The following is a 23,327-nucleotide window of genomic DNA, read 5'->3' as shown; positions in this document are numbered from 1 at the left end:
AGGAGCATCATGACCACCACCATCCAGCGCACCGCAGTCCTCACCGGAGCAACCTCGGACCGGGGCATCGGAATCACCACCGCTCGCCGCTACGCCAACGACGGCTGGGCGGTGGTGATCCTGGACCTCGACGGCGAGAAGTCCGCCAAGGTCGCAGCGGAAATCGGCAACCAGTTCAACGTCCCGGCGTTCGGCTACGAGATCGACGTCGCCAACGAAGCTTCCGTCAACGCCGCGTACGCAGCAGTAGCCGCCGAAATCAGCGCAGGCAACCTCCCCGCCGTCGGCGCCCTCGCCAACATCGCGGGCATCACTTCGCCCGTGCCGTTCCTCGAAACCACGCTGGAACTCTGGCACAAGGTCATGGACGTGAACGCCACCGGCACCTACCTGGTCACCAAGGCATTCCTTCCGGACATGATCGCCAACGGTTGGGGCCGGATCGTCAATATGTCTTCCGTCTCCGCCCAGCGCGGCGGCGGCGTCTTCGGCAAGGTCCCCTACTCCGCGGCGAAGGCAGCCATCCTCGGCTTCACCAAGGCGTTGGCCCGCGAGATCGGCGCAACCGGCGTCACCGTGAACGCGATTACCCCGGGCGCCGTGGACACCAACATCCGCGTCGGCAGCACCGACGAGCAGGAAGCCGCCATCAACGCCGGCATCCCCCTGGGCCGCAACGCCACCACAGAGGAAGTCGCCGCGGTCATCACGTTCCTCTCCTCCGAGGAATCCGCCTACCTCACGGGCACCACCATCGACATCAACGGTGGAAGCCACATCCACTAGCAGCCCCGCATCCGTAGCCGAAAGAGCCCACGATGACCAAAATCTTCAACGATCCCGCCGATTTCGCCGAGGAAGCCCTCGCCGGGTTCTGCGACCTATATTCCGGCCTGGTGCGCCAGGTTCCCGGCGGCGCAGTCCGCCGCCACCGTCCCCAGCAGCCCAAGGTGGCCGTCCTGGCCGGCGGCGGATCCGGGCACTACCCGGCGTTCGCCGGACTCATCGGCGCGGGACTGGCCGACGGCGCCGTGGTGGGCAACATCTTCACCTCGCCTTCCGCGCAACAGGCCTACTCCGTCGCCAAGGCCGCGGATTCCGGCGCCGGAGTGGTGTTCACCTACGGCAACTACGCCGGGGACGTCCTGAATTTCGGGATGGCCAGCGAGCGCTTAGCCGCAGAGGGCATCGCCGTGGAAAACGTGCTGGTCACGGACGACATCGCCAGTGCCCCGCCGTCGGAATCCGCCAAGCGCCGCGGCATCGCGGGTGACTTCACGGTCTTCAAGGTCATGGGCGCCGCCGCCGAAGCGGGAGCCGGGCTGGCCGACGTCGTGCGCTTGGGCCGGAAGGCCAACAGCCTGACCCGCACCATCGGCAGCGCCTTCCACGGCTGCACATTCCCCGGCGCTGAGGCGCCGCTGTTCACGCTCAAGGACAAGCAGATGGGACTCGGCCTGGGCATTCACGGCGAGCCGGGATTGTTCGACACCGAGCTTCCGCCGGCCAAGGAACTCGGCGAGGAGCTCGTTGCGCGATTGCTGGTGGAAACGCCGCCCGGAGCGGGGAACCGCCTCGCCGTGATCCTCAACGGGCTCGGTTCCACCAAGCATGAAGAGCTCTTCGTCCTGTGGCTGACCGTGGCTCCGTTACTGCGCGCGGCGGGGTACACCGTGGTCATGCCCGAGGTGGGCGAACTGGTCACAAGCCTGGACATGTCCGGCGTCTCCCTCACCATCACGTGGCTCGACGAGGAACTCGAACCGCTCTGGACGGCCCCAGCCGAAACGCCGGCCTACCGGCGCGGCAATGCGGCCCTGCTGACCGGTGGTCAGCTGATCGAGGAAGCGTTCGACGGCGGCCCTGTCGCCATAGAATTTGCGGCCACCCAGGACTCACGCGACTACGCCGCGAGCTGCGCGGACGCGCTCGAGGCCGCCCGGAAAGCACTGCACGACGCCGAATCGCGCCTTGGCGACATGGACGCCGTAGCGGGCGACGGCGACCACGGCCGAGGGATGGTCCGCGGAATCGACGCCGCCACCGCGGCAGCTGCGAAGGCCCTGGCCGGGGGTGCCGGAGCCGGCGATCTATTGGGGGCCGCCGGAGACGCCTGGGCGGACAAAGCCGGCGGAACGTCGGGGGTTCTGTGGGGTGCAGGCCTCCGGGCTTTCGGCGAATCCCTTGGCAACGAGCAAGGGCCAGGACCTTTGGAGCTTGCCGCGGGCGTGACTGCGTTCGCTGTGCGGATCACCGAACTCGGCAAGGCCGAGATGGGCGACAAGACCATGGTGGACGCCCTTCTCCCCTTCGCCGAAACCCTCAACAAGCTCGTGTCCGAGGGCGTCCTTCCGGAGGTTGCCTGGGCTGAAGCGGCTTCCGCAGCTACCTCGGCTGCCGAAGCCACGGCCTCGCTCCGTCCGCTCAAAGGAAGGGCCCGGCCGCTCGCCGAAAAGAGCCTGGGTACAGCCGACCCCGGAGCTACTTCGCTGTCAATGATCTTCACGGTGATGGGCCCGTACCTCACGCGTGCCTCGAGCGGCGCGGGGGCTGTTGATGCGGCCGCAACCACTGGAGCGAGGGCATGACAACGAAAGGACAGATCAAGGGTTTCCGACTCATCCTGGGCGCCGATGAAGCAGGCGTGGACTACAAAGACCGGATCATGGCCGACCTGAGGGACGATCCCAGGGTCAGCGAAATCATCGACATCGGCGTCAACCGCAGCGACGCCTCCGAGGACTTCACCAGGCCCTACCCGTACGTCGGGATCAAGGCGGGTGAGCTCATCCGGGACGGCCATGCAGACCGGGCCATCCTGTTCTGTGGCACGGGAATCGGCGTGGCTATCGCAGCAAACAAGGTGGACGGTATCCGCGCCACCACGGCCCACGATTCCTTCTCCGTGGAGCGATCCATCCTGTCCAACGACTGCCAGGTCCTCACCATGGGCCAGCGTGTAGTCGGAGTGGAACTGGCCAGCAGGCTGGCACGCGAGTGGCTCGGATATGCCTTCGACCCAGCATCGGCGTCAGCGGACAAAGTCAAGGTGCTCACGGATTTCGAGGGCTGCTGAGCCCTGGCGCGATGCGTGCGGTTCGGCGAAGGGTGTTCTGCCAATACCCCTGTCAACAGTGACTCCCTTCCTCGCCTGACGTGGTGTTGAGTGGTTGAAAGACACCGATGATGATCGAGAGGACTGCCATGGCTATCACTGAGGAAGCACGCAAGAACCACGACCAGCTTTTCCCGGGCCACGTCTCCACCCTGGAAGTGACCGATCCCGAGCTCATCGAGAACTTCGACAATTTCGCCTTCGACGAAGTGCTGCGCCACGGAAACCTGGAAGCAAGGACCCGTCTCATGGTCCAGCTTGCCTCCATGATCGCCTCGCAGGCCCTCGGCGAGTACCGAGTCATGCTCGGCGCAGCACTCACTGTGGGGGTGACTCCGATCGAAATCAAGGAGATCGTCTACCAGGCCGTTCCGTACGTCGGCATGGCCAAAGTCTTCGACTTCATCCACACGACAAACGAGGTCCTCACCGAGCATGGCGTCGAACTCCCCCTGCCGGGCCAATCGACCACGACGCCCGGGGACAGGGCGGAGAAGGGCCTTGCGGTGCAAAAAGCAATTGCCGGGGCAGAGAAGGTCGACGACATGTACGCCTCCGCGCCCGACGACGAGATGCACTTCCAGCGCTACCTGTCGGCGAATTGCTTCGGAGACCACCTCACGCGCACTGGCATTGATGTGCCGACGAGGGAGCTGCTCACTTTCTCGATGCTCGTCTCGCTCGGCGGGTGCGAGCCCCAGGTCAAGGGACACGTGGCCGCAAACCTGAACGTGGGCAACGGCCGTGGTGCGCTGATCGACGTCATCACCCAGCTTCTGCCGTACATCGGATATCCCCGCACGCTCAACGCGCTCCGCGTGGTGAACGAGGTGGCTCCTGCCTGAGTGCTGACTGGGGGATCTGCACTAGGCGCGGACCGCGGAATTAGGGCGCCGTGTCGGCCAGTCTGCTGTTGAGCCTGTCGACCTCGTCGAGGACTTCGGTTGCCGCCCAGGCCCGGCTGCGCTTTGACTGGGTGATCGATGTAATTACTCCGGCATTGGAAAGCCGCTCCAGAGCGGCGTAGACGGAAGTTTCGGCGACGCCAGCTATGTGGGCGGCGCTGTGCGCCTCGAAGACCGGCCGCTCAAGCAGCCACGGGATGATTTTCTCGTCCGCGGACCCTTTACGGGGTCTTGCCATCTCCCGCCACATGGCCGGCAAGGCTTCGAGGGCTAGCACTGATTCGCGGGCCGCGTATGAGGCGCGGACCGCGGAACGTGCCAAATAGAGCACGAAGGGGTCGGCGTCGCCGGATCGATAGTTGTTGACGAGCCCGAAGTACGTGTCAACATCGGCGACCATCGCGGACGCTATCGGAGTGACCGTATTCTTCGTAAGCCCGCGATGCCGGGAGATCGCGCCAATCAAGGCGCGCCCGATACGGCCGTTGCCGTCAGTGAAGGGGTGGATGGACTCGAATTGAGCGTGGGCTATCGCCGCCTGCGCCATGATCGGCACGTCCCGGCGGTTGCAGAAGAGCATGAGGTCCTCCATCAAGTCCGGCACCAGGTTTGGCGGTGGCGGAACATGCACGGCGCCGCGCGGGGAATAGTCGCTGCCGCCGATCCAATTCTGGATGGCCCTGAACTTGCCAGCATGTGGACCATCCAGCGGATCGTCTTTCACGAGTGTGAGATGGGCATTCAACATCGCCCCAAGTCGGATCTCACCAGCGCGCCCCGCATCGTCGATCATCGTTTTGACGGCGCCCGCAGCTGCCACCATGGAGCGGGCATCGCCACTGGCCTTGATGCCGACCATCGCGCGGGCGTAGTCGTCGCGATTGGCGTTGACGTGCTCGATTTTGGAGGAGGAGACGGCCTCACTGCGGAGGAGAAACCCGCTGATGGCCGCCATTCTCATGCCGGCGGTGACGTCCAAGGACGCCACCGCGACTGCGGCTTCCTCCAGGGCCACAATCGTTTCGCGGCTCGCATCAAACCAGCACTCGGCGATCCGGGGTGGCAGCGAGACAACCACCTCGGTGAATTCCCTGTCTTCCCGCGGCGGGCGGCCGGAGGACTTCCACGGCATGGTCTTGCTGCTGTGCGCGGGCCAGGCAGTCATGGGACCTCCGGAAGTCTAAATAGTGACCAAGTTATTTAGATTTTATAGCCTAAATCTAAATAATCGGAGAGTTACTGCTTGAAAGCATCCCTACACGGGTGGGGCAACGCACCATCGAATCACTGTGATGAGACTCACTCGCAAAAAACGCAATCTGGCTTGAGCCGCCTCCGCCTCACTGTGCACTATGGAAAGGCAGGCTAGGACACAATGCCCCGGCCAAGTTTTACCCATCCTGGTGGACGCAATGAGGCCAAACCGGTGAGCTCGTCGAGCCGCCTTGAGTCTCAGGCGTTCATGGATTGCTCGTACCGCGGCTTCGCACTGGCGCGATAGCCGAATATCCGGATTCATGAATGGAAGCGCTGAACAATGACGTTTGAAACTGCCGACTCTGTAACCCTGAAGATTTGGGACCGTTCAACCACCCATCACACGCTGGACGCACTGGTGCATGACTTCTCGGTGCGCCACAACACCTCCAAAGCCAGCATTGCGGTTACCTGCAGCGGGCCGAACACCTTCACTGTCAGCCTGAATGGCAGCGCAGCCAAGGCCACCGCCTTCGACGCACACTCCCTGTAACAGCGCTCTTTCAGACGCAACGCGACGACGACGGCGGGAGGCACCTCCCGCCGTCGTTCGCTGTTCCGGCCCGGTCCGGAGGGGCGGGTCAGGCTCGGGAGAGCTCGGAAAGGAGCGCGTCGATCTGGCCGGCTGCCTCCTGCATTCCTTCTTCCATTCCCATGTCGATCATCTTCTTCATCTGTTCTTCTGATTCGAAGGTGGACAGGATGGTCATGCGGGTGCGGTCGCCGATCTCCTCGAGGGTCACGGTCGCGTGGCCGGCACCGATGTCCTCGACGGGAGCGCCATTTTCGTCGGCAAAACCGTCGTCGAACTCCAGACGGGTCGGAGCTTGGATAGACGTGATGCGCCACCAGCCGCCAGCTTTCTCGCCGTCGGGACCGGTCATGTAATAGCTGGCCTTTCCGCCCGGCTCGAACTCGAACTRCTCGAACGTGGCTGGCCAGGCGGGCGGACCCCACCAGCGCTCAAGCTGACGTGGATCTTCCCAGATTTGCCAGACCCGTTCAGCGCTGGCGTCGAACTCGGCGACGAGGGTTAAGCTCAACGCTTCGGGATTCTTGGTGGAACTGATAACCGTCATGACGGAACCCTTCCTAATTTTCGGCGAGGATGTCTGCGATCCGCTCGACGCGCTGCCGCCAGATCGCCTCATATTCATCGAGCAGCCGGCGGGCTTCCTGCAAGCCATCACGGTTGCCCCGCACGATCTGCTCCCTTCCGCGCTTCTCCTTCGTCACGAGGGACGCGCGTTCCAACACCGCCACATGCTTCTGAACGGCGGCGAAACTCATGGAGTAGAGAGCGGCCAGGCCGGACACCGAATACTCGCCCACAGTCACCCGGCGGACGATATCCCGGCGCGTGGCATCGGCAAGTGCCTGGAACAGGCGGTCAAGTTCGGTTTCACTGAGCTGATCTACAACCATTTGGTTGTAGGATATGCCGATGGGTGAGAGGAGTCAACGGGCATGAACACTTCGCACTAGTCGAACTTCAGCGGAGTCCAACCGAACGGAATCGGGCCTCGCACATTGGCCCGGTTCCGGTCGGCTTCGTCCGACCAACCCTGTGCTGACTTTGTAGTTGGTGCACCACCGGCACCGCGTGCCACCCGGAAACCCACGTCTTCCAGGACGGCATCGGGAGCACTGCCTCGCCGTACCGACGCACGCACGTTCCAGGCTTCGTCGGCCCAGCCACCGCCACGGAATGTCCTGTAGTCGGCGTATCTCGCCGTATCCGCATAGTCCCAGCACCACTCCCAGACATTGCCGAGCATGTCGTAGGCACCGAACCCGTTGGGAGCCTTTAGCGCGACGTCGCTCGGCGCGGACAACTCGTCCGCCGCGGTCCATGCAATCTCGCTGAGCGGACCATAGTGGGGACCACCTGATCCGGCACGGCAGGCATACTCCCATTCCGCCTCGGTGGGCAGCCGGTAGCCGTTGGCTGCGACGTTCCATTCGACCCTGCGGCCCGATCGCGTATATGCCGGGTTGAGGTCCTCCGCTTCAGATGCCGCGTTGCACCAATCGATCGCCTCAAGCCAGGTGACGCCGTGTGCTGGCGTTCGCGGATCTGCCAGCCCGCGTCCGGCGGTTGCGGCGAATTCTGCCCGCGTAACCGCTGTCCGAGCGATTTCAAAGCCCACCAGATCCACTGAGTTTGAGCGGCCACTGCGGGCATCACGGAGTTCAATCTGGCCAGCAGGCAGGCTGAGGAGCTCTGGCGGATTGATGTCCATGGAAACCAACCCTAAATGTCGCGCGCCCTCTTCGTCTCTCCCTGTACAGCGAGTGTCACGCGAGGCAGGTTTTTGGCCGCGGCTGGCATCTAAACTCCTGAATTTCCAGGCTTTTCCCTGACCCAAGGCCCCAAAAAGTTGCCCGGCGTGACACAGCTACGCTGCCGGACGGGCAATTTTCCCGCGCCCAAGCACCGAAAGAACCTCCGCAACCATGGTTTCTGCTTCATAGACCACGTCCGAGTAGTAGTAACGGAGCACCGTATAGCCCTGAACCACGGATGAATTGTTGCGGCGATGGTCCTTCTTTACCTGCCGCCAATCCGCATGGTGGCGGCCGTCGAGTTCCACCAACAGCCAACCGTCCAGCAACAGGTCCATGTAGCCCACGCCGTCGAGATAGAACTGTGGCTGGACGTGTATTCCGGCCCTCCGGAAGTAGGTCCGGGCCAGCGTCTCCAACATCGATTCAGCTCCGCGATCCACCCAACGTAGAACCTCGAGCGCCTTGCCGTTGCGCTTTCCCGGCAACCGCTCCCGCAGGAATCCCACAGTCATATCACCCCGGGCCACAGCACACTCCACCATGACCAAGGATTCCCGCCAAGGCAGGCAGCGCAATGCGTGGATCAGGACATCTGCCAGGGAGGCCACTGGTCTGTGCGGATGCGCGGGGAGCAGCAAACCACCGTGATGTAGGACGTCGCAGGCCCCTTGGTTGCGCCTGTGGTGGACGTGCAGCGGGCCGGACTGGTCAATAACCCACAACCCGTAGAACGAGGCCGCACTGACGCAGGTCCGTATTTGGCGGTTCCGGACCAGGGCCAGATCGGCGACGGATGCCGAAGCCAGCGCGTAGACGCCGCGCGCCGGTTGTTCCACACCGCGGCGGACCGCCCTCCTCAGCTGGCCGTCCGTGATACCAAGACGCGCCAGCACGGGCCTTCGCGCCACGCCCCCACAGAGGTTGAGCGCCTTTTCGACGTCCATGCAGCCATCGTGCCGGGCCGCGGCGCGTCTGCGTCACCCCCGGCACGCCCTATGTGGACAAGCAAACGTCACGCCTGGCAAATTTTTAGCGGCCAGCTAGCACCAAAAACCCGGATTTCCGGGCTTCCCCCAGACCCAAGGCGCCAAAAAGTTGCCCAGCGTGACGGGCCCCTCAGACCTCCGCCACCGGCGCCGCGAACTGCGCCTCGTAAAGCCGCGAGTAGGCGCCACCAGCGGCCAGCAGCTCCGCATGCGTTCCTTGCTCCACGATCTGTCCGGCCTCCATTACCAGGATGAGGTCGGCGTCGCGGATCGTGGAAAGGCGGTGCGCGATCACAAAGCTCGTGCGGTCCGAACGCAGGGCGCTCATGGCCTTCTGCACCAGAACCTCGGTCCGGGTATCCACGGAGCTGGTGGCCTCATCCAGAATCAAGACTGACGGACGGGCCAAGAACGCCCGGGCGATGGTGAGCAGCTGCATCTCACCTGCAGAAACGTTGCTACCTTCGTCGTCGAGCACGGTGTCGTACCCTTCCGGGAGCGAGTGCACAAAGCGGTCAACATATGTCGCCTGGGCGGCCTCCAGGATCTCGGCTTCGGTGGCGTCGGGCCGGCCGTAGGCGATGTTGTCCCGGATGGTGCCGCCGAACAGCCACGTATCCTGAAGCACCATGCCCATCCGCGAGCGCAGCTCATACCGCGACATCGAGGCGACGTCGACGCCGTCGAGCGTTATCCGCCCCGCGTCGAGCTCGTAGAAGCGCATCATCAGGTTCACGAGGGTGGTCTTGCCTGCCCCCGTGGGTCCGACGATCGCGACGGATTGTCCGGGCTCGGCCACCAGGCTCAAGTCCTGGATCAGCGGCTTGTCGGCCGAGTAAGAGAACGAGATGTTCTCGAACACCAAGCGCCCGCGCGTCACTTCGGGAACAGCCGAGGGCTCAGGATCAGCGCTCTGCTCCTCTGTATCGAGCAGCGCGAAGACGCGCTCGGCGGATGCAACCCCGGACTGGAGCAGGTTGGCCATGGAACCAAGCTGCGCGAGCGGCTGGGTGAATTGCCGCGAGTACTGGATGAATGCTTGGACATCGCCCAACTGCATGGCGCCGGAGGCTACCTGTAGCCCTCCCACCACGGCGATCCCCACGTAGACCAGGTTGCCGATGAATGTCAGTGCCGGCATGATCAGGCCGCTGATGAACTGGGCACCGAAACTGGCCGAGAACAACTCCGCGTTCTTCTCGCGGAAGCGCTGCTCCACCTCCCGCTGCCGGCCGAACACCTTCACGAGAGCATGTCCGGTGTAGGTCTCTTCGATCTGGCCGTTCAGCTCTCCGGTGTTCTTCCACTGGGCCACGAACAGCTTCTGCGAGCGCTTGGCGATCAGCATGGTGGTCACGAGCGTCAAGGGCACAGTGACCAAGGTGATGAACGCCAGAATCGGCGAAAGCAGGAACATCATGAAGATGACGCCCACCACGGTGAGCAGCGAGGTGACCGCCTGGCTGATGGACTGCTGAAGGCTTTGCGAGATGTTGTCGACGTCGTTGGTCACGCGGCTGAGCAGCTCGCCGCGCTGCACTGAGTCGAAGTAGCGCAAAGGAAGGCGGTTGATTTTCGCTTCGATCTGCTCGCGCAGCCGGTATACAGTGCGCTGCACGACGCCGTTGAGCACGTACGCCTGAATCCACCCAAACGCTGAGGCCAAGACATAGAGGACCAGCACCCACAGCAGGATCGAGGACAACGCCCCGAAGTCGATCCCGACCCCCGGGGTCAGTTCCATGCCCCTGAGCATGTCCGCCCTGGAGTTCTGGCCGGATGCGCGCAACCCGTCGATGAGTTGTTGCTTGCTCACCCCGGCGGGAAGTTGCTTGGATACGACGCCGGCAAAGATCAGGTTGGTACCTTCGCCTAGCAGCCGCGGGCCGATCACGGACAGGGTCACGCTCGCGACAGCCAGGAAAAGGACCAGGGTCAGCCACATGCGCTCTGGCCGAAGGGTGCCCAAGAGCCGCCTGGCCGAAGGCAGGAAGTTCATGGCCTTTTCGGCTGGGACGTTCATGCCGGCGAAAGGTCCGCCGCGGCCTGGCCCCATCGGCGGACGGGGAGGGCGGTTGGTGGTACTGGGTGCGCTGCTCATGCCGCCTCCTCCGCTGCCAGTTGCGAGGAAACTATCTCGCGGTAGGTTTCGGAGGTCTCCAGCAACTCGTCGTGGGTTCCGCGCCCCACCAGATGCCCGTCGTCGAGCACTAGGATCTGCTCAGCGTCGGCGATGCTGGACACCCGCTGCGCGATGATCACCATAGTGGCGCCGGACGTGTGGCGCTTGAGCGCTTGACGCAGCCTGGCGTCGGTGGCGGTATCCAGGGAGGAGAAGGAATCGTCGAAGATGTAGAGCTCGGGCTGCTTCACGAGCGCCCGGGCGATGGCGAGGCGCTGGCGCTGGCCGCCGGAAACGTTGGTGCCGCCCTGCGAGATCGGTGCATCCAGCCCGCCTTCCATTTCCTCGACGAAGTCCTGGGCCTGGGCGATGGTGAGGGCCCGCCAGAGTTCTTCCTCCGTGGCGTCGGGCTTGCCGTAGAGCAGGTTGCTGCGGACGGTGCCGGAGAACAGGTAGGGCTTTTGCGGGACCAGCCCGATGTGCCCCCACAGGAGGTCCGGGTGCAGATCGCGGACGTCGACGCCGTCGATCCTCACCGAGCCGCTGCTTGCGTCGAAGAGCCGTGGCAGCAAGTTGACCAAGGTGGTCTTGCCGGCGCCCGTGCTGCCGATGATCGCCGTCGTCTGGCCCGCGCGGGCCTGGAAGCTGATCCCGTTGAGGACCGGCTGCTCGGCGCCCGGATAGGCGAACCCGACGTCGAGCAATTCCAGCTCGCCGCGCCCGGCGGTCTCCGTGACCGGATGTTCGGGAGGCCGGACGCTCGATTGGGTCTCCAGAACCTGTCCGATGCGGTCCGCCGAAACAGCCGCACGCGGGATCATCACGGCCATGAATGTGGCCATCATGACGGACATCAGGATCTGCATGAGGTAGCTCAGGAAGGCGATCAACGTGCCCACTTGCATGGAGCCGTCGTCGATCCGGAACGAGCCGAACCAGATCACGGCAACGCTGGAGACGTTGAGCACCAGCATCACTACCGGGAACATGAGGGCCATGAGCCGCCCGGCACGCAATGCCATCTCCGTGACGTCCTGGTTGGCTGAGGCGAAGCGTTCTGTCTCCATGTCCTCGCGCACGAACGCACGCACCACGCGAATGCCCGCAAGTTGTTCGCGAAGCACCCTGTTCACGGTGTCGATCCGGACCTGCATCTTGCGGAACAACGGCACCATGCGGCTCACAATGAGGCCCACCGCAACGAGGAGCACGGGAACGCTCACTGCGATCAACCAAGACAACTGGGCATCCTGCCGGACGGCCATGATCACGCCGCCGATGCTGAGTATGGGCGCCGCCACCATGAGTGTGCAGGTCATCAGGACCAGCTGCTGGACCTGTTGGACGTCGTTGGTGGAACGCGTGATCAGGGACGGCGCGCCGAAGCGGGTGACCTCCTGCTCGGAGAACTCCCCTACCCTGGTGAAAATTGCGCCGCGCAGGTCCCGCCCCAACCCCATGGCCGCTTTCGCGCCGAAATACACGGCAGTCACCGAACAGGCGATCTGCAGGAGGGTGATGAGCAGCATCAGGCTGCCCATTCCAAGGATGTACCCGGTGTCCCCCTTTGCCACGCCTTCGTCAATGATGTCGGCGTTCAGAGTGGGCAAGTACAGCGACGCGATGGATTGCGCGAGCTGGAAAACGACGACGGCGATCAGCAGCCGCCGATGTGGCCGCAGGTACTGAACGAGAAGTTTCCAGAGCATCGGTCTCCAACTCACGTAGTGATTCGAAGGCCAGTCTACGACTGGTTGCTGGGGGCAACTAGAGCTTTCCCTCAGGGCGAAGCCTCCGGCGATCCTCGCTCAGATATGACGCCCCTCTTGGCGACCCTCCTGCAGATATACGGGCCGTTCGCCCAAACCCTCCTGCAGATCTTGTGAGTGAGCGTCTGCCGAAACGCCCTCAAAAGTGAGCGAGCGTCCCAGGCCGCCAGCGACTGCGCAGACGAGGACGCGTGCCGCCGTCGTACCCAGACAGTAGGCTGGGAACGTTCGACAGAACCGCTACGAAGGGACCGAAGTTTTGACTTACATCACCGTCGGAAACGAAAACAGCACCGAGATCGAGCTCTACTACGAGGACCACGGAACCGGCCAGGCAGTGGTCCTGATCCACGGCTACCCCTTGGACGGTTCGTCCTGGGAGAAGCAGACCGCGGCATTGCTCGACGCCGGCTACCGCGTCATCACTTACGACCGCCGCGGCTTCGGCAAGTCCAGCAAGCCAACCGTTGGCTACGACTACGACACCTTCGCAGCAGACCTGAACACGCTGCTGGAAGCACTGAACCTGAATGACGCCGTGCTGGTGGGATTCTCAATGGGTACCGGCGAGGTGGCCCGCTACATCAGCACCTATGGCTCGGCACGGGTGGCGAAGGCCGTGTTCCTCGGATCCTTGGAACCGTTCCTGCTTCAGACCGAAGACAACCCCGGTGGAGTCCCGCAGTCCGTGTTCGACGGCCTCACCGAAGCCGTCACCGCCGATCGATACGCCTTCTTCACCGAGTTCTTCCAAAACTTCTACAACAGCGGCACCTTCCTCGGAACGCCGCGGCTAAGCCAGGAGTCGGTCAATGCCAGCTGGAACCTCGCAGCCCAATCAGGTGCCCACGCCTCAGTTGCCGCACAGCCCACGTGGCTCACGGATTTCCGCGCGGACATCCCGAAGATCGACGTTCCCGCCTTGATTGTCCACGGCACCGAGGATCACATCCTCCCCATCGACGTCACGGGCCGCAGGTTCGCCGAAGCGCTCCCCAGCGCGGAGTACATGGAGATCGACGGGGCCCCGCACGGCATGCTGTGGACGCATGCCGCCGAGATCAACAGGGCCTTGCTGGGCTTCCTGACAAGAAATTAGGACGAAACTAACCAAATCTCGCGGGAACCTTAATCCCCAGGGTCCACTCTTAATTCAAGCAGAGGCGGAATCCACCCGCCCCGCGAAAGCACCAAAGCTGCAAGGGGAAGCAGGACCGGCCATGAAGACAGCAACAGCGCTGGACGAGGTTACCGCCATCAACGGCGTCATCACCGATCAGCAACCCGTTGACTTCCACGCTTTGGGGCTCGCGGGCTGTATCGACCGCCTGGCCGCACCGCTCCGCCGCCAGGGCACCGAGGTCCATTGGGAGACGCCGCACCATGGGATCGAAATCTCGTCCAGTTCCGCTTCCCTCCTCTACCACGCAGCCAAGGAAGCCCTCAGCAACGCGTTCAAGTACGCGCACGCCCACGACATTACCGTCCGGCTTGCCGCCGTCTACCACGGGATCCGGCTGACCGTCACGGACAACGGTGCCGGCTTCGACGGCCAGGCCTTGCCGGCAGGCGGGCACCACGGATTCGGACTCCGCCTGATGTCCATCGCAGTCAACGAGGTGGGCGGCGATGTCTCGGTCGTCTCCACGCCAGGCAGCGGCACTTGCGTCACCGTCACGCTGCCGCTCGACTGACGTCAGGTCCAGTGCCCGACGGCGGCGGGCACCCGCCGTCGTCATCGGTTTCGACGCTGCTGGTTCGCTATTCAAGTGAATCTGGTATGAAAGGCCAATGACCCCGTACAAGTCCGAGCCGCCCTTGGGCGGTTCCCGCGCTCACATCAAGTCGATTTTCCCGTCGCTGGCCCGCAGCGAACAGCGTGTGGCCCAGTTGTGCCTCGATTCCCCGGAAACCGTGGCCAGGATGTCGGTGGCGGACCTCGTGACCCAGACCGGGACGTCGCCAGCCACGATCGTGCGGGCCTGCAAGAGCATGGGCTTCGACGGATTCCAACACTTGCGCCAAGTCCTGCTGCGGGATCTGGGCGCGGCCGCACGGGACAGCATCCAACAGGAGGATTCCGGGGCGACGGGAGAACCTGGCTCCTCGGAGCATCTGGTCTCAGGGATATTTTCCCGGGCATCCCACGATATCCGCGGTGCGCTGGGTTCTTTGGACTTCAAGGCCTTCGACGCCGCGGTGAAGGCGATCCGCGAAGGCGGACGACTGCTCGTGGTGGCCAATGGAGGGTCCCTCGCTCCCGCCCAATCCCTGGCCCTGCGGTTCCTGGCCGCCGGGGTGCAATGCGAGGCGCCATCCGACATTGTTTCGCAACACATCTCCGCCAAACTCCTCTCCGCCAGGGATGTCTGCATCGCCGTGAGCGACAGCGGAATGAACTCCTTCACGATTGGTTCGGCTCGAATCGCGGCTGAACGCAAGGCAACGGTGATCGGGGTGACCAGCTACGCGAAATCCGAGCTCGCCGATCTTTCGACGCACACCCTCGTGGCCGGAGCGGAATTCCACTCATGGAATGACCAGTTGCCCATCGGCAATATCGTCCAGATGCTGGTGCTGTCCGCACTGCATGCTGCGGTGACCGCGGACTCTCCCGAGGTCGAGCGCGCCCAGTCCGCCGTGTTCGAAGAAGTCCTGCACATGGTGGAGAACCCCGAATAGGGTTCGGCGCGAAACGCGGGCCGTTTCAACTGTTTCCTGTCCGCGCACGGGGAGTTCATCAACTCCGCACCGACTGTTAATAATCGAGCCCCACCCTTCAAGGGTAAGACGTTTCCTAAATAATTCGATTTAGGAAACATCGTTTCCCCGGAGGTGCTCGTGGGCCGACTTGTGCTCAACCAGTTGTCGCGTTCATTCAAGAACGTGTCGGCGGTAAAGAACGTATCGCTCACCGTTGAAGACGGTGATTTCCTGGTCCTGCTCGGCCCCAGCGGCTGCGGCAAGACTACCCTGCTCCGCATGATCGCGGGCCTGCTGGAACCGACGTCGGGGTCGCTCGAACTGGACGGCAGGGACATCACAGCTGCTCCGTCCAAGAAGCGCGACTTGGCCATGGTGTTCCAGAGCTACGCCCTGTACCCGCACCTGAGCGTGGCGAAAAACCTGGCCTTCCCGCTCCACGTGCGGCGCACCGACAAGCAGGAAGTCAGGAAGCGCGTGGAAGCCGTGGCGGAGATGGTGGAAATCGGCCATCTTCTGGACCGCAAGCCCAAGGAACTGTCCGGCGGCCAGCGCCAACGCGTTGCAGTAGCACGAGCCTTGGTGCGCGAGCCCAAGGCGTTCCTCATGGACGAACCCCTGTCCAACCTGGATGCCAAGCTCCGCACGGCAACCCGGCAGGAGCTGGCCGGACTGCACAAGCGCCTCGGTGCCACGTTCATCTACGTCACGCACGACCAAGTGGAAGCCATGACCATGGCTACCAAGATCGCGCTCCTCAACGGTGGCCAACTCGAGCAGCTCGGCACACCGGAAGAGCTCTACGACAAACCCGCATCCGTGTTCGCCGCGGGCTTCCTGGGCTCCCCTGCCACCAACCTGATCGAAGCCGAGCTTTCCACAAGCAACGGCTCCATCACCGTCATGGCACCTTCGGTGGAAGCCGTGCTGTGGGACGGGGAGACACCCCCGCGTGACGTAGTGCTGGGCATCCGCCCGGAGCACTTGAGCATCCACGCGCCCGGTTCCTCCGCAGCCGCGCCGAGTTCCGGAGCAGCCCTCCGGGGCATCGTTGACCTGGCCGAAAACCTTGGCAGCGAGCAAGTCATCTACTGCCGGGTCGGCGAGAACCGCGTGGCCGTTCGCGCACCGCGGGGCCTGCACTGGGAGCCGGGCAACGCCGTCGTCCTCAGCGCCGACGCCAAGCACCTCCACCTCTTTGACCGCGCAAGCGGCCGCCGCCTCGAATGGCAGGCAGACGCGAAGCACGCGTCCACTGCCAGCACGGCGCAGCCAGCGGCCTCGGTCTAGCACCCCACACTCCGGCCCCAACCCGGAACCTGCAGTACCCACCCAACCCAGCAATCAAGGAAGTATTGTGCGTCCTCTCCGTTCAATTGCACTGACCATCGCTGCCGGCACAGCCGCACTGGCACTCGCCGGTTGCTCCGGCACCTCCCAAGCCAGCACCGTGACCAACCAGATCCCAGAGCTGAAGTCCGATCAGCAAGTAAACATCACCTTCGAAAGCTACAACCTGGCACAGGCAGGCGTCTGGACCGATACCGTCAAAGGCCTCGTAGCCGACTTCGAGAAGGCCCACCCGAACATCCACGTCACCGCACAGGCACCGCAGGGCGGAGGCGCCGTCGGCTCCAACACTGTCAGCAGCGTCCAGACCCAGCTCCTTGCCGGCCACGCACCCGACGTTGCACAGTTGACGTTCGATTCGCTGGACTTCGCCGCCACCCAGCTCGGCGCCCAGCCGATCAGCGACCTCGTCGGCAAGGAAGCCGTTGACCAGGCGCTCGGAGGCGCCCACCCCTTCCACCCGAACGCGAAACACCTCGCCGACTGGAACGGCAAGACCTACGGCATTCCCTACGTTTTCTCCACCCCTGTGCTCTTCTACAACGCCACCAAGCTCGCCGACGCCGGCATCGCCAACCCGGACCTCTCCACCTGGGACAAGGTCGAAGCCGCGGCCAAGGCCGTCACCGCGAAAACGGGAAAGCCCTCCCTCGACATTTCCTGCACGAGCATCGGCGGCAACTGGTGCATGCAGGGCGTCTTCAAGTCGAACGGGGCCCAGGTCCTCTCCGATGACCGCAAGACCATCGGTTTCGGCTCGGACGCGGCAATCGACACCGTCACCAAGATGGCTCAGCTGTCGAAGGACGGTGTGCTGCGCAATGCAGACAGCAATGCGCAGTTCGAAGGCCTCCCCAAGGGTGACACCGCCTTCATCCTCACCACCTCGGCCCTGCAGGGATCGTTCATGTCGGCTGCCACCAAGGGCGGCTGGCAGCTCAAAGCAGCCGGAATGCCGTCCTTCGGAAGCAAGCCGTCCGTGCCCACCAACTCCGGCTCGGCCTTGTTCGTCCTCTCCCAGGATCCCGCAAAGCAGCGCGCCGGCTGGGAACTGATCAAGTTCATGACCAGTGACCACGCCTACGAACAGATCTCCACCAAGATCGGTTACCTGCCGCTGCGCACCTCGCTGACGGCTGCTGGTGGTTCCCTTTACGACTGGGCCCAGAAGAACCCGCTCCTGGCCCCTAACCTCGCCCAGCTTGACCGCCTCCAGCCGTGGGTGTCCTACCCGGGCAACAGCTATGTGCAGATCGACGACATCCTCGGCAAAGCCGTAGAGAACGTCGTCTACTACGGCAAGGACGCAAAAACCACCATGGCCGACGCCCAGAAGCGCGCCCAGGACCTGATCCCCTAACCTCTCTCATCCATCCCAAAGGACACCAGCTGTGACAACCACTGCCGAGGACGCAGTCTTCGGAACCCGCAACCACCCCTACCCCGTGGAGGGCACCTATAACTTCCGGAGCACGGCGGGCTACGCCGCCGACGTGCGGACCGACGCTGCCGCGCAGGCCGATGCGCCCGCCGCGTGGACCATCCGCGAAGGAAAGCTGTACCGCTCGGACGCACTGCACGGGCTGACCGACGCCGGACGCCGGCAATTCTCCGAGCTCGGCATCCGTATGGTCATCGATTTGCGCGACCGCACCGAGTTGGCGAAATCACCCAGCAAACTCGACGGACTCGCCGTCGACATAAGGCACAACCCGATTTTCGAAGAGGGCCACGTCCCGGGTACCGCGGAGATCACCACCCTCGTGGACATCTACCGCCTCATGATCCGCAGCCACGCCCGGCGCCTTGCCGACGCGGTTCGCCTCATTGCGGACTCCGGAACGGACCCCGTGCTGGTGCACTGCACGGCAGGCAAGGACCGCACCGGCGTCGTGATTGCCCTGGCCCTCCTGGCGGCGGGAGTGGATCGCGAGCAAGTGATCCTCGACTACACGGCCAGCGAGGAGAACCTACGCGGCGAATGGAGCGAGGCCATGATGGCCGCCGCCTCCGGCCACCCGGGCCTGGCCGGCGTCGGCGAGGAACTCCGGGAAATCATCTCCGCGAGCCCCGCCACCGTCCTGGCGACCACCTTGGACCTCGTTGACGAAATGTACGGCAGCACCACCGGCCTGCTCCAGGCGCACGATTTCAGCGACGCCGACATCGAACGGCTCAGGGACGTCCTGACCGTCAGCTCCACCCGCTAAGAACCACCGTCACCGCAGCTACATACGAAGACCCTTACAAGGAGACAAGACCATGAGCACCGAACGTCAGCACCCCGCTCCCGAGCACTTCATCCTGCACATCAGCGACACCCACTTTGTGGCCGACAACGACCTCCTGCACGGCAGCGTGGACAGCGACGAGAACCTCCGCCAACTGTTCCGCGACTTCGTCAAAGCCCAGGTCAAGCCCGAGGCTCTGGTGTTCACCGGCGACCTCGCCGACACCGGACGCCCCGACGCCTACGTCCGCCTGCGCAACATCGTGGAGCCCGTGGCCGAGGAACTCGGCGCCAAGATCATCTGGGTCATGGGCAACCACGACGCGCGCACGGCCTTCCGTTCGGGCCTCCTGGACTCCGACGCCGGTGAAGAATCCGTGGACATGGTCCACGACGTCAACGGCCTGCGCATCATCGCCCTGGACTCCACGGTTCCGGGCAAGCACCACGGAGAAATCTCCGACGAGCAGCTGGCCTGGCTGTCCGATGTCCTCGCCACCCCGGCCCCGCACGGCACCCTCATCGCCCTGCACCACCCGCCGGTCCCCAGCCCCCTGGAGATGATGGCAATGTTCGAACTTCGTGAGCAGAGCCGCTTCGAAAAGGTCATCGAAGGCACCGACGTCCGAGGCATCCTGGCCGGCCACCTGCACTACTCCACCTTCAGCACCTTCGCCGGGGCTACCGTGACGGTTGCTTCGGCCACGTGCTACACACAGGACCTGAACGTTGCACCGAAGTCGATGCGCGGCCAGAACGGCGCCCAGGCGTTCAACCTGATCCACCTCTACCAGGACAAGATGCTCAGCTCCGTCGTCCCGATCGGCGAGTTCTCCACCGTGTACTCGGTCACGGCCGAGCAGATGGCAGCATTCCAGAAGATGACCCTCGAAGAAGCAACCGCCGCGATGACCTCCCCCGGTGAGGAGTCCGACGTCGAGCGCTCCACCGACGCCGAGACGGCCGACGGCGAGCTCGCCGAAAGCGTTCGCTGACCAGCCACAGCACCGAAAGGAAGCCGACAGAATGTTCATCGAGACCGCCGGGCCGGCAGCGGGCATTGCCCCTGCCGSCCCGGCCGGGCGCACGGCTACCCGGCGCTCCAAGCGCCGCACCCTGAGCCCTTACCTCTACATCCTTCCCGCCGTCGTCCTGCTCCTCGTCTGGACGTACTGGCCGCTGGGACAGACCGTCAACCTGTCCTTCAACGACTGGAACCTGATCCCCACCAAGCCCAAGCAATACGTTGACGTGCAGAAGTACGCGAAGGTCCTGAGCCTGCCCGAACTGCACCAGGCCCTGATCAACACCGGCTTGTACATCCTGGCGTTCCTGGGTATTTCCGTTGCCCTGCCGCTCGTGTTCGCGCTACTTTCGCGCAAGGTCCAGGGCAAGGCCCGCACTGCCTACCAGGCCCTGATCTTCGTGCCGTTCCTCATCACCCCCGTGGCCAGCAGCGCGATCTGGCGGTGGCTGTTCGCTCCTGAGGGCGGAACGATTCCGGCGATTGCCGCAGCCCTTGGCGCCCCGATGGGCAATGTGTTCCGCGATCCTGACAGTTCGATGACTGCGGTGATCGTGATCGTCGGCTGGCAGATGCTCGGCTTCGGCGTGCTGGTGGTTTCAGCCGGGCTGGCAGGAATCAGCCCGGACTATGCCGCCGCTGCATCGATCGACGGCGCCAGCGGAAGGCAGATCACGTGGCGGATCATCATCCCCCTACTTTCGCCTAGCCTGGTCTTCCTCGCGCTCATGACCATCCTGCTGTCCGCGCAGTGGACATATCCCATCATCGACCTGGTGACGCAGGGCGGGCCGGGCAATTCGTCTACCAACATCTACTACCTGCTGTACCAGTTCGGTTTCAGGAACTTCGACGCCGGCCTCTCCTCCGCCGCGGGCACGCTCTTCTTCCTCGGATTCGGGCTGATCGCCCTGGTCTTCGTGGAGCTCTCGGAACGACTCAGCTTCTACGACAACTAGAAAGAACCACCATGGCCTTCATCACCATCGCCCCGCCGGCCCAGCCTGGTTCCGCTGATGCTTCGACAGTCCCGGAGCGTTCGGAGGCTTCAGAGCCTTCGAAAGCTTCAGGGCCGACGACGGCGCCTGCCGCCGGGCGCGGACGCACGCGGTTTGCGTCGTTGCGGCTTGGGTCGTTGCGGACTGTGTTTTTGAGGACACTGCCCAGCCACGTTCTGCTGATCGCCTTGGCGATCGTTTCGATCTTCCCCATCTACTGGATGTTCGTCACGGCCTTCCGGCCGTCGTCGGACGCCCTGTCCACCAACCCGTTGCCGGGACCGCTGAGCCTGGAGAACTTCCAGTACGTCCTGAAGACCATCCCCATCGCGGGCATGCTGGCAAATACCTTCGGCATGGCACTGACACTGGCTGCGTCCCAGCTGCTCGTGGCCATCCTGGCTTCCTACGGCTTCGCGCGTTGGGACTTTGTTGGGAAGAAGGCCCTGTACCTGCTGTTCGTGGGGTCCTGGCTGGTGCCCTTCCAAGTCACCATGATTCCCAACTACCTGCTGGTGTCCCAGATGGGTCTCCTCAACACCATCACCGGCGTCGTCATCCCGCAGCTTTGTTCGGCCTTCGCCGTGATGATGCTGCGGCAACACCTCGAGGCCTTCCCCAAGGATCTCCTGGATGCGAGCCAGATGGACGGCCGGTCTTCGTGGCGGACACTGTGGGAAGTGGTGGTTCCGAACCTCCGGCCAGCGCTGGCGGCCTTGGGCATCATGCTGTTCATCAGCGCCTGGAACGAATACTTGTGGCCTTCCCTGATCATGCAGAAGTCCGATGCCCTGATCCAGGTAGGCATCCGCGGCTTCCTGGGCGCCGAAGGCAACAACTGGGGCGCCATCATGGCTGCATCTTCCCTCGCGTGCCTGCCGATCTTCCTGATCTACATCGTCCTGCAGCGATACGTCGTGGACGCCTTCGTCCGTTCGGGGTTGAAGTAGCGCTCGCCCGGAACGCTCGCTCACATATGCCGCCGTTTCGGCCGACCCTCGCTCACATATGCCGCCGTTTCGGCCGACCCTCGCTCACTAGAAATGAGCGAGGGTGCCGAAAAACAGCCACAAAGGTGAGCGAGCGTCCTGGGTGGGAGTAAATGCATGATGCCCTACTACTCATCGTAAACAGGGCATCATGCCCCGTGATGGACACCACATTCAGGCATATCTTGAAGACCTCCCCAACCCACAATCCTTGGAGGTCCCGATGGCAACAGCAGTCGGTCACGATGACTATGCACTTGAACGGGTTCCCGCATCCGCACGCTTCCACTGGTTTTCGGTGGCCACCCAGCGCTTTGGCCAGCTCAGTTCCCTGGCCAGCTTCTTGCTCGGGGCCACGCTCGGCTTCGGCATGGATTTCTGGAGTGCCGTCCTCGCGATAACGCTCGGCTCGGTCATCCTTGAAATCGTCACCATCTTCACTGGTATCGCGGGACAGCGCGAAGGCCTGTCGACGTCGGTACTCGCCCGTTGGACGGGCTTTGGCGGAGCCGGATCCTCACTGATCGGCATCGCCATCAGCCTGAGTGCCATCGGCTGGTTCGGCATCCAGAACGCGGTCTCGGCGCAAGGCCTGGCCAACTTGGTCGGCGTTCTTCCCGCGTGGGCATGGGCCCTCATATTCGGCGTGCTGGTCACCCTGATCGTCATGTTCGGCATGGCTTCCATGGCTTGGACCGCGTACGTCGCCGTACCCGCGTTCCTCCTGCTCGCGGGCTGGTCCATCATTGCCGAATTGTCCAAGCACAGCCTGGGAGACCTCCTCACGGCACCGCCCGGAGGCCCCGCGCTCACGCTGATCCAAGGCACCACGATTGTTGCCGGCGGCTTTATCGTTGGCGCGGTCATTACACCGGACATGTCCCGCTTCAACCGCTCGGCCAAGGACGTCGTCAAGCAAACCGTCCTCGGTATCACCCTGGGGGAATACGTCATCGGACTCATCGGCGTCCTGCTGGCGTTGGCCCTCAAGACCAACGACGTCGTCGCGATCGTCACCTCGACGTCCGGCTTCATCGGCACGTTGATCGTCATCACCGCAACGCTCAAGATCAACGACTGGAACCTCTACGCGGCTTCCTTGGGCATCGTCAACTTCGCCGATCGCACCATGAAGCGCAAACTGCACCGCGGTGCTGTTACCCTCACCGTCGGCCTCATCGGCACTGTCTTGGGCGCAGCGGGAATCCTGGGACACTTCACGGACTTCCTCATCCTGCTCGGCGTCGTCTTCCCGCCCATCGCAGGCATCATGGTGGCCGAGTATTTCGTGGTCCGCAAATGGCGAAGTGAACTGGACTCCAGCCGCAAGCTCGGCCGCCTGCCCGAACACGCCCCCTCGTGGGTACCCGCCACGATCGTCATCTGGGTGCTCGCCTCTGTCATCGGATACTTCGTGGCATGGGGCCTGCCGTCCATCAATTCCCTCTTCATTGCTTTCATCCTCTACGCCGTCGCGGGACGAATGGGCTTGATCCGGGGCATCGGCAGCACCAAGACCTACCCGGACCACGAGCCAATTTCCGTCCCGGAACCTGCCGCCTCCTAACGCCGAACGTCGCCGTCCCCCGT

Annotated in this window: 22 protein-coding genes; 15 read left to right on the top strand and 7 right to left on the bottom strand. The window is 63.6% G+C overall.

Annotated features, from left to right (window positions below; translation table 11 throughout):
- Nucleotides 1-9 precede the first annotated feature (9 nt).
- The 4 genes from AC1DLO_RS17680 to AC1DLO_RS17665 all read left to right on the top strand — a co-directional run bounded on the left by AC1DLO_RS17680 (nucleotide 10) and on the right by AC1DLO_RS17665 (nucleotide 3,960).
- A complete protein-coding gene (locus AC1DLO_RS17680) occupies nucleotides 10-786 on the top strand; it encodes an SDR family NAD(P)-dependent oxidoreductase (protein ID WP_476890981.1) in 777 nt (258 codons plus the stop codon).
- A 32-nt stretch (nucleotides 787-818) separates the two neighbouring features.
- Nucleotides 819-2,588, top strand: coding sequence for a dihydroxyacetone kinase family protein (locus AC1DLO_RS17675; RefSeq protein WP_476890980.1), 1,770 nt, complete (start codon nucleotides 819-821; stop codon nucleotides 2,586-2,588).
- Complete coding sequence (locus AC1DLO_RS17670; protein WP_476890979.1) at nucleotides 2,585-3,076, top strand: RpiB/LacA/LacB family sugar-phosphate isomerase; 492 nt, start codon at nucleotides 2,585-2,587, stop codon at nucleotides 3,074-3,076. The genes AC1DLO_RS17675 and AC1DLO_RS17670 overlap by 4 nt, the downstream gene beginning before the upstream one ends.
- A gap of 128 nt (nucleotides 3,077-3,204) precedes the next feature.
- Nucleotides 3,205-3,960, top strand: coding sequence for a carboxymuconolactone decarboxylase family protein (locus AC1DLO_RS17665; RefSeq protein ID WP_476890978.1), 756 nt, complete (start codon nucleotides 3,205-3,207; stop codon nucleotides 3,958-3,960).
- A 40-nt stretch (nucleotides 3,961-4,000) separates the two neighbouring features.
- Here AC1DLO_RS17665 and AC1DLO_RS17660 read toward each other — a convergent pair whose 3' ends face one another.
- The gene (locus AC1DLO_RS17660) at nucleotides 4,001-5,185 is read right to left on the bottom strand and encodes a Fic family protein (RefSeq protein WP_476890977.1); all 1,185 of its coding nucleotides are present in this window, start codon (nucleotides 5,183-5,185) and stop codon (nucleotides 4,001-4,003) included.
- 372 nt (nucleotides 5,186-5,557) lie between these two features.
- Between AC1DLO_RS17660 and AC1DLO_RS17655 the strand changes: the two genes are divergently transcribed.
- Nucleotides 5,558-5,770 (top strand): hypothetical protein, encoded by a 213-nt coding sequence (locus tag AC1DLO_RS17655; protein ID WP_184741564.1) that lies wholly within the window; start codon nucleotides 5,558-5,560, stop codon nucleotides 5,768-5,770.
- 88 nt (nucleotides 5,771-5,858) lie between these two features.
- Here the strand turns inward: AC1DLO_RS17655 and AC1DLO_RS17650 are convergent, their stop codons facing one another.
- The 6 genes from AC1DLO_RS17650 to AC1DLO_RS17625 form a co-directional block, all read right to left on the bottom strand.
- Complete coding sequence (locus tag AC1DLO_RS17650) at nucleotides 5,859-6,356, bottom strand: SRPBCC family protein (protein ID WP_476914542.1); 498 nt, start codon at nucleotides 6,354-6,356, stop codon at nucleotides 5,859-5,861.
- A 13-nt stretch (nucleotides 6,357-6,369) separates the two neighbouring features.
- Complete coding sequence (locus AC1DLO_RS17645; protein WP_476890975.1) at nucleotides 6,370-6,702, bottom strand: ArsR/SmtB family transcription factor; 333 nt, start codon at nucleotides 6,700-6,702, stop codon at nucleotides 6,370-6,372.
- A 56-nt stretch (nucleotides 6,703-6,758) separates the two neighbouring features.
- Nucleotides 6,759-7,520: a formylglycine-generating enzyme family protein gene (locus AC1DLO_RS17640; protein WP_476890974.1), complete on the bottom strand. Its 762-nt coding sequence runs from the start codon at nucleotides 7,518-7,520 to the stop codon at nucleotides 6,759-6,761.
- A 156-nt stretch (nucleotides 7,521-7,676) separates the two neighbouring features.
- Nucleotides 7,677-8,510 carry a DUF559 domain-containing protein gene (locus AC1DLO_RS17635; protein ID WP_476890973.1) on the bottom strand — a complete coding sequence of 278 codons (834 nt, stop codon included), beginning with the start codon at nucleotides 8,508-8,510 and terminating at the stop codon, nucleotides 7,677-7,679.
- Nucleotides 8,511-8,682: 172 nt separating this feature from the next.
- On the bottom strand, nucleotides 8,683-10,653 hold the full coding sequence (locus AC1DLO_RS17630; protein ID WP_476890972.1) for an ABC transporter ATP-binding protein: 1,971 nt from the start codon (nucleotides 10,651-10,653) through the stop codon (nucleotides 8,683-8,685).
- The gene (locus AC1DLO_RS17625) at nucleotides 10,650-12,383 is read right to left on the bottom strand and encodes an ABC transporter ATP-binding protein (RefSeq protein ID WP_476891037.1); all 1,734 of its coding nucleotides are present in this window, start codon (nucleotides 12,381-12,383) and stop codon (nucleotides 10,650-10,652) included. The genes AC1DLO_RS17630 and AC1DLO_RS17625 overlap by 4 nt, the downstream gene beginning before the upstream one ends.
- Before the next feature lie 319 nt (nucleotides 12,384-12,702).
- Here AC1DLO_RS17625 and AC1DLO_RS17620 point away from each other — a divergent pair, with 319 nt between their 5' ends.
- The 10 genes from AC1DLO_RS17620 (at nucleotide 12,703) to AC1DLO_RS17575 (ending at nucleotide 23,304) form a co-directional block, all read left to right on the top strand.
- On the top strand, nucleotides 12,703-13,542 hold the full coding sequence (locus AC1DLO_RS17620) for an alpha/beta fold hydrolase (protein WP_476890971.1): 840 nt from the start codon (nucleotides 12,703-12,705) through the stop codon (nucleotides 13,540-13,542).
- 121 nt (nucleotides 13,543-13,663) lie between these two features.
- The gene (locus AC1DLO_RS17615) at nucleotides 13,664-14,137 is read left to right on the top strand and encodes a sensor histidine kinase (RefSeq protein ID WP_184741560.1); all 474 of its coding nucleotides are present in this window, start codon (nucleotides 13,664-13,666) and stop codon (nucleotides 14,135-14,137) included.
- Nucleotides 14,138-14,234: 97 nt separating this feature from the next.
- The gene (locus AC1DLO_RS17610; RefSeq protein ID WP_476890970.1) at nucleotides 14,235-15,125 is read left to right on the top strand and encodes a MurR/RpiR family transcriptional regulator; all 891 of its coding nucleotides are present in this window, start codon (nucleotides 14,235-14,237) and stop codon (nucleotides 15,123-15,125) included.
- A 159-nt stretch (nucleotides 15,126-15,284) separates the two neighbouring features.
- Nucleotides 15,285-16,436 carry an ABC transporter ATP-binding protein gene (locus tag AC1DLO_RS17605; protein ID WP_476890969.1) on the top strand — a complete coding sequence of 384 codons (1,152 nt, stop codon included), beginning with the start codon at nucleotides 15,285-15,287 and terminating at the stop codon, nucleotides 16,434-16,436.
- A gap of 67 nt (nucleotides 16,437-16,503) precedes the next feature.
- Nucleotides 16,504-17,856, top strand: a complete 1,353-nt coding sequence (locus AC1DLO_RS17600; RefSeq protein WP_476890968.1) for an extracellular solute-binding protein — start codon at nucleotides 16,504-16,506, stop codon at nucleotides 17,854-17,856.
- Between the two features lie 31 nt (nucleotides 17,857-17,887).
- The gene (locus AC1DLO_RS17595) at nucleotides 17,888-18,706 is read left to right on the top strand and encodes a tyrosine-protein phosphatase (RefSeq protein WP_476890967.1); all 819 of its coding nucleotides are present in this window, start codon (nucleotides 17,888-17,890) and stop codon (nucleotides 18,704-18,706) included.
- Nucleotides 18,707-18,758: 52 nt separating this feature from the next.
- Complete coding sequence (locus AC1DLO_RS17590; protein ID WP_476890966.1) at nucleotides 18,759-19,721, top strand: phosphodiesterase; 963 nt, start codon at nucleotides 18,759-18,761, stop codon at nucleotides 19,719-19,721.
- A 31-nt stretch (nucleotides 19,722-19,752) separates the two neighbouring features.
- Nucleotides 19,753-20,709 carry a carbohydrate ABC transporter permease gene (locus AC1DLO_RS17585; RefSeq protein WP_476914541.1) on the top strand — a complete coding sequence of 319 codons (957 nt, stop codon included), beginning with the start codon at nucleotides 19,753-19,755 and terminating at the stop codon, nucleotides 20,707-20,709.
- Between the two features lie 11 nt (nucleotides 20,710-20,720).
- A complete protein-coding gene (locus tag AC1DLO_RS17580; protein ID WP_476890964.1) occupies nucleotides 20,721-21,698 on the top strand; it encodes a carbohydrate ABC transporter permease in 978 nt (325 codons plus the stop codon).
- Nucleotides 21,699-21,960: 262 nt separating this feature from the next.
- Nucleotides 21,961-23,304, top strand: a complete 1,344-nt coding sequence (locus AC1DLO_RS17575) for a purine-cytosine permease family protein (RefSeq protein ID WP_184741552.1) — start codon at nucleotides 21,961-21,963, stop codon at nucleotides 23,302-23,304.
- Nucleotides 23,305-23,327 lie beyond the last annotated feature (23 nt).

The organism is Arthrobacter sp. 01T419 (genome assembly GCF_056398865.1).
The sequence above is the reverse complement of the archived record's forward strand: the minus strand, read 5'-3'. Positions and strand labels throughout refer to the sequence as shown.

Excerpts from the sequence above, each read along its gene's own strand:
- AC1DLO_RS17645 (WP_476890975.1), bottom strand. The coding sequence starts at position 6,702 with ATGGTTGTAGATCAGCTCAGTGAAACCGAACTTGACCGCCTGTTCCAG.
- AC1DLO_RS17675 (WP_476890980.1), top strand. The coding sequence starts at position 819 with ATGACCAAAATCTTCAACGATCCCGCCGATTTCGCCGAGGAAGCCCTC.
- AC1DLO_RS17665 (WP_476890978.1), top strand. The coding sequence starts at position 3,205 with ATGGCTATCACTGAGGAAGCACGCAAGAACCACGACCAGCTTTTCCCG.
- AC1DLO_RS17615 (WP_184741560.1), top strand. The coding sequence starts at position 13,664 with ATGAAGACAGCAACAGCGCTGGACGAGGTTACCGCCATCAACGGCGTC.
- AC1DLO_RS17610 (WP_476890970.1), top strand. The coding sequence starts at position 14,235 with ATGACCCCGTACAAGTCCGAGCCGCCCTTGGGCGGTTCCCGCGCTCAC.
- AC1DLO_RS17680 (WP_476890981.1), top strand. The coding sequence starts at position 10 with ATGACCACCACCATCCAGCGCACCGCAGTCCTCACCGGAGCAACCTCG.
- AC1DLO_RS17655 (WP_184741564.1), top strand. The coding sequence starts at position 5,558 with ATGACGTTTGAAACTGCCGACTCTGTAACCCTGAAGATTTGGGACCGT.
- AC1DLO_RS17580 (WP_476890964.1), top strand. The coding sequence starts at position 20,721 with ATGGCCTTCATCACCATCGCCCCGCCGGCCCAGCCTGGTTCCGCTGAT.
- AC1DLO_RS17640 (WP_476890974.1), bottom strand. The coding sequence starts at position 7,520 with ATGGACATCAATCCGCCAGAGCTCCTCAGCCTGCCTGCTGGCCAGATT.
- AC1DLO_RS17635 (WP_476890973.1), bottom strand. The coding sequence starts at position 8,510 with ATGGACGTCGAAAAGGCGCTCAACCTCTGTGGGGGCGTGGCGCGAAGG.
- AC1DLO_RS17630 (WP_476890972.1), bottom strand. The coding sequence starts at position 10,653 with ATGAGCAGCGCACCCAGTACCACCAACCGCCCTCCCCGTCCGCCGATG.
- AC1DLO_RS17575 (WP_184741552.1), top strand. The coding sequence starts at position 21,961 with ATGGCAACAGCAGTCGGTCACGATGACTATGCACTTGAACGGGTTCCC.
- AC1DLO_RS17625 (WP_476891037.1), bottom strand. The coding sequence starts at position 12,383 with ATGCTCTGGAAACTTCTCGTTCAGTACCTGCGGCCACATCGGCGGCTG.
- AC1DLO_RS17660 (WP_476890977.1), bottom strand. The coding sequence starts at position 5,185 with ATGACTGCCTGGCCCGCGCACAGCAGCAAGACCATGCCGTGGAAGTCC.
- AC1DLO_RS17670 (WP_476890979.1), top strand. The coding sequence starts at position 2,585 with ATGACAACGAAAGGACAGATCAAGGGTTTCCGACTCATCCTGGGCGCC.
- AC1DLO_RS17590 (WP_476890966.1), top strand. The coding sequence starts at position 18,759 with ATGAGCACCGAACGTCAGCACCCCGCTCCCGAGCACTTCATCCTGCAC.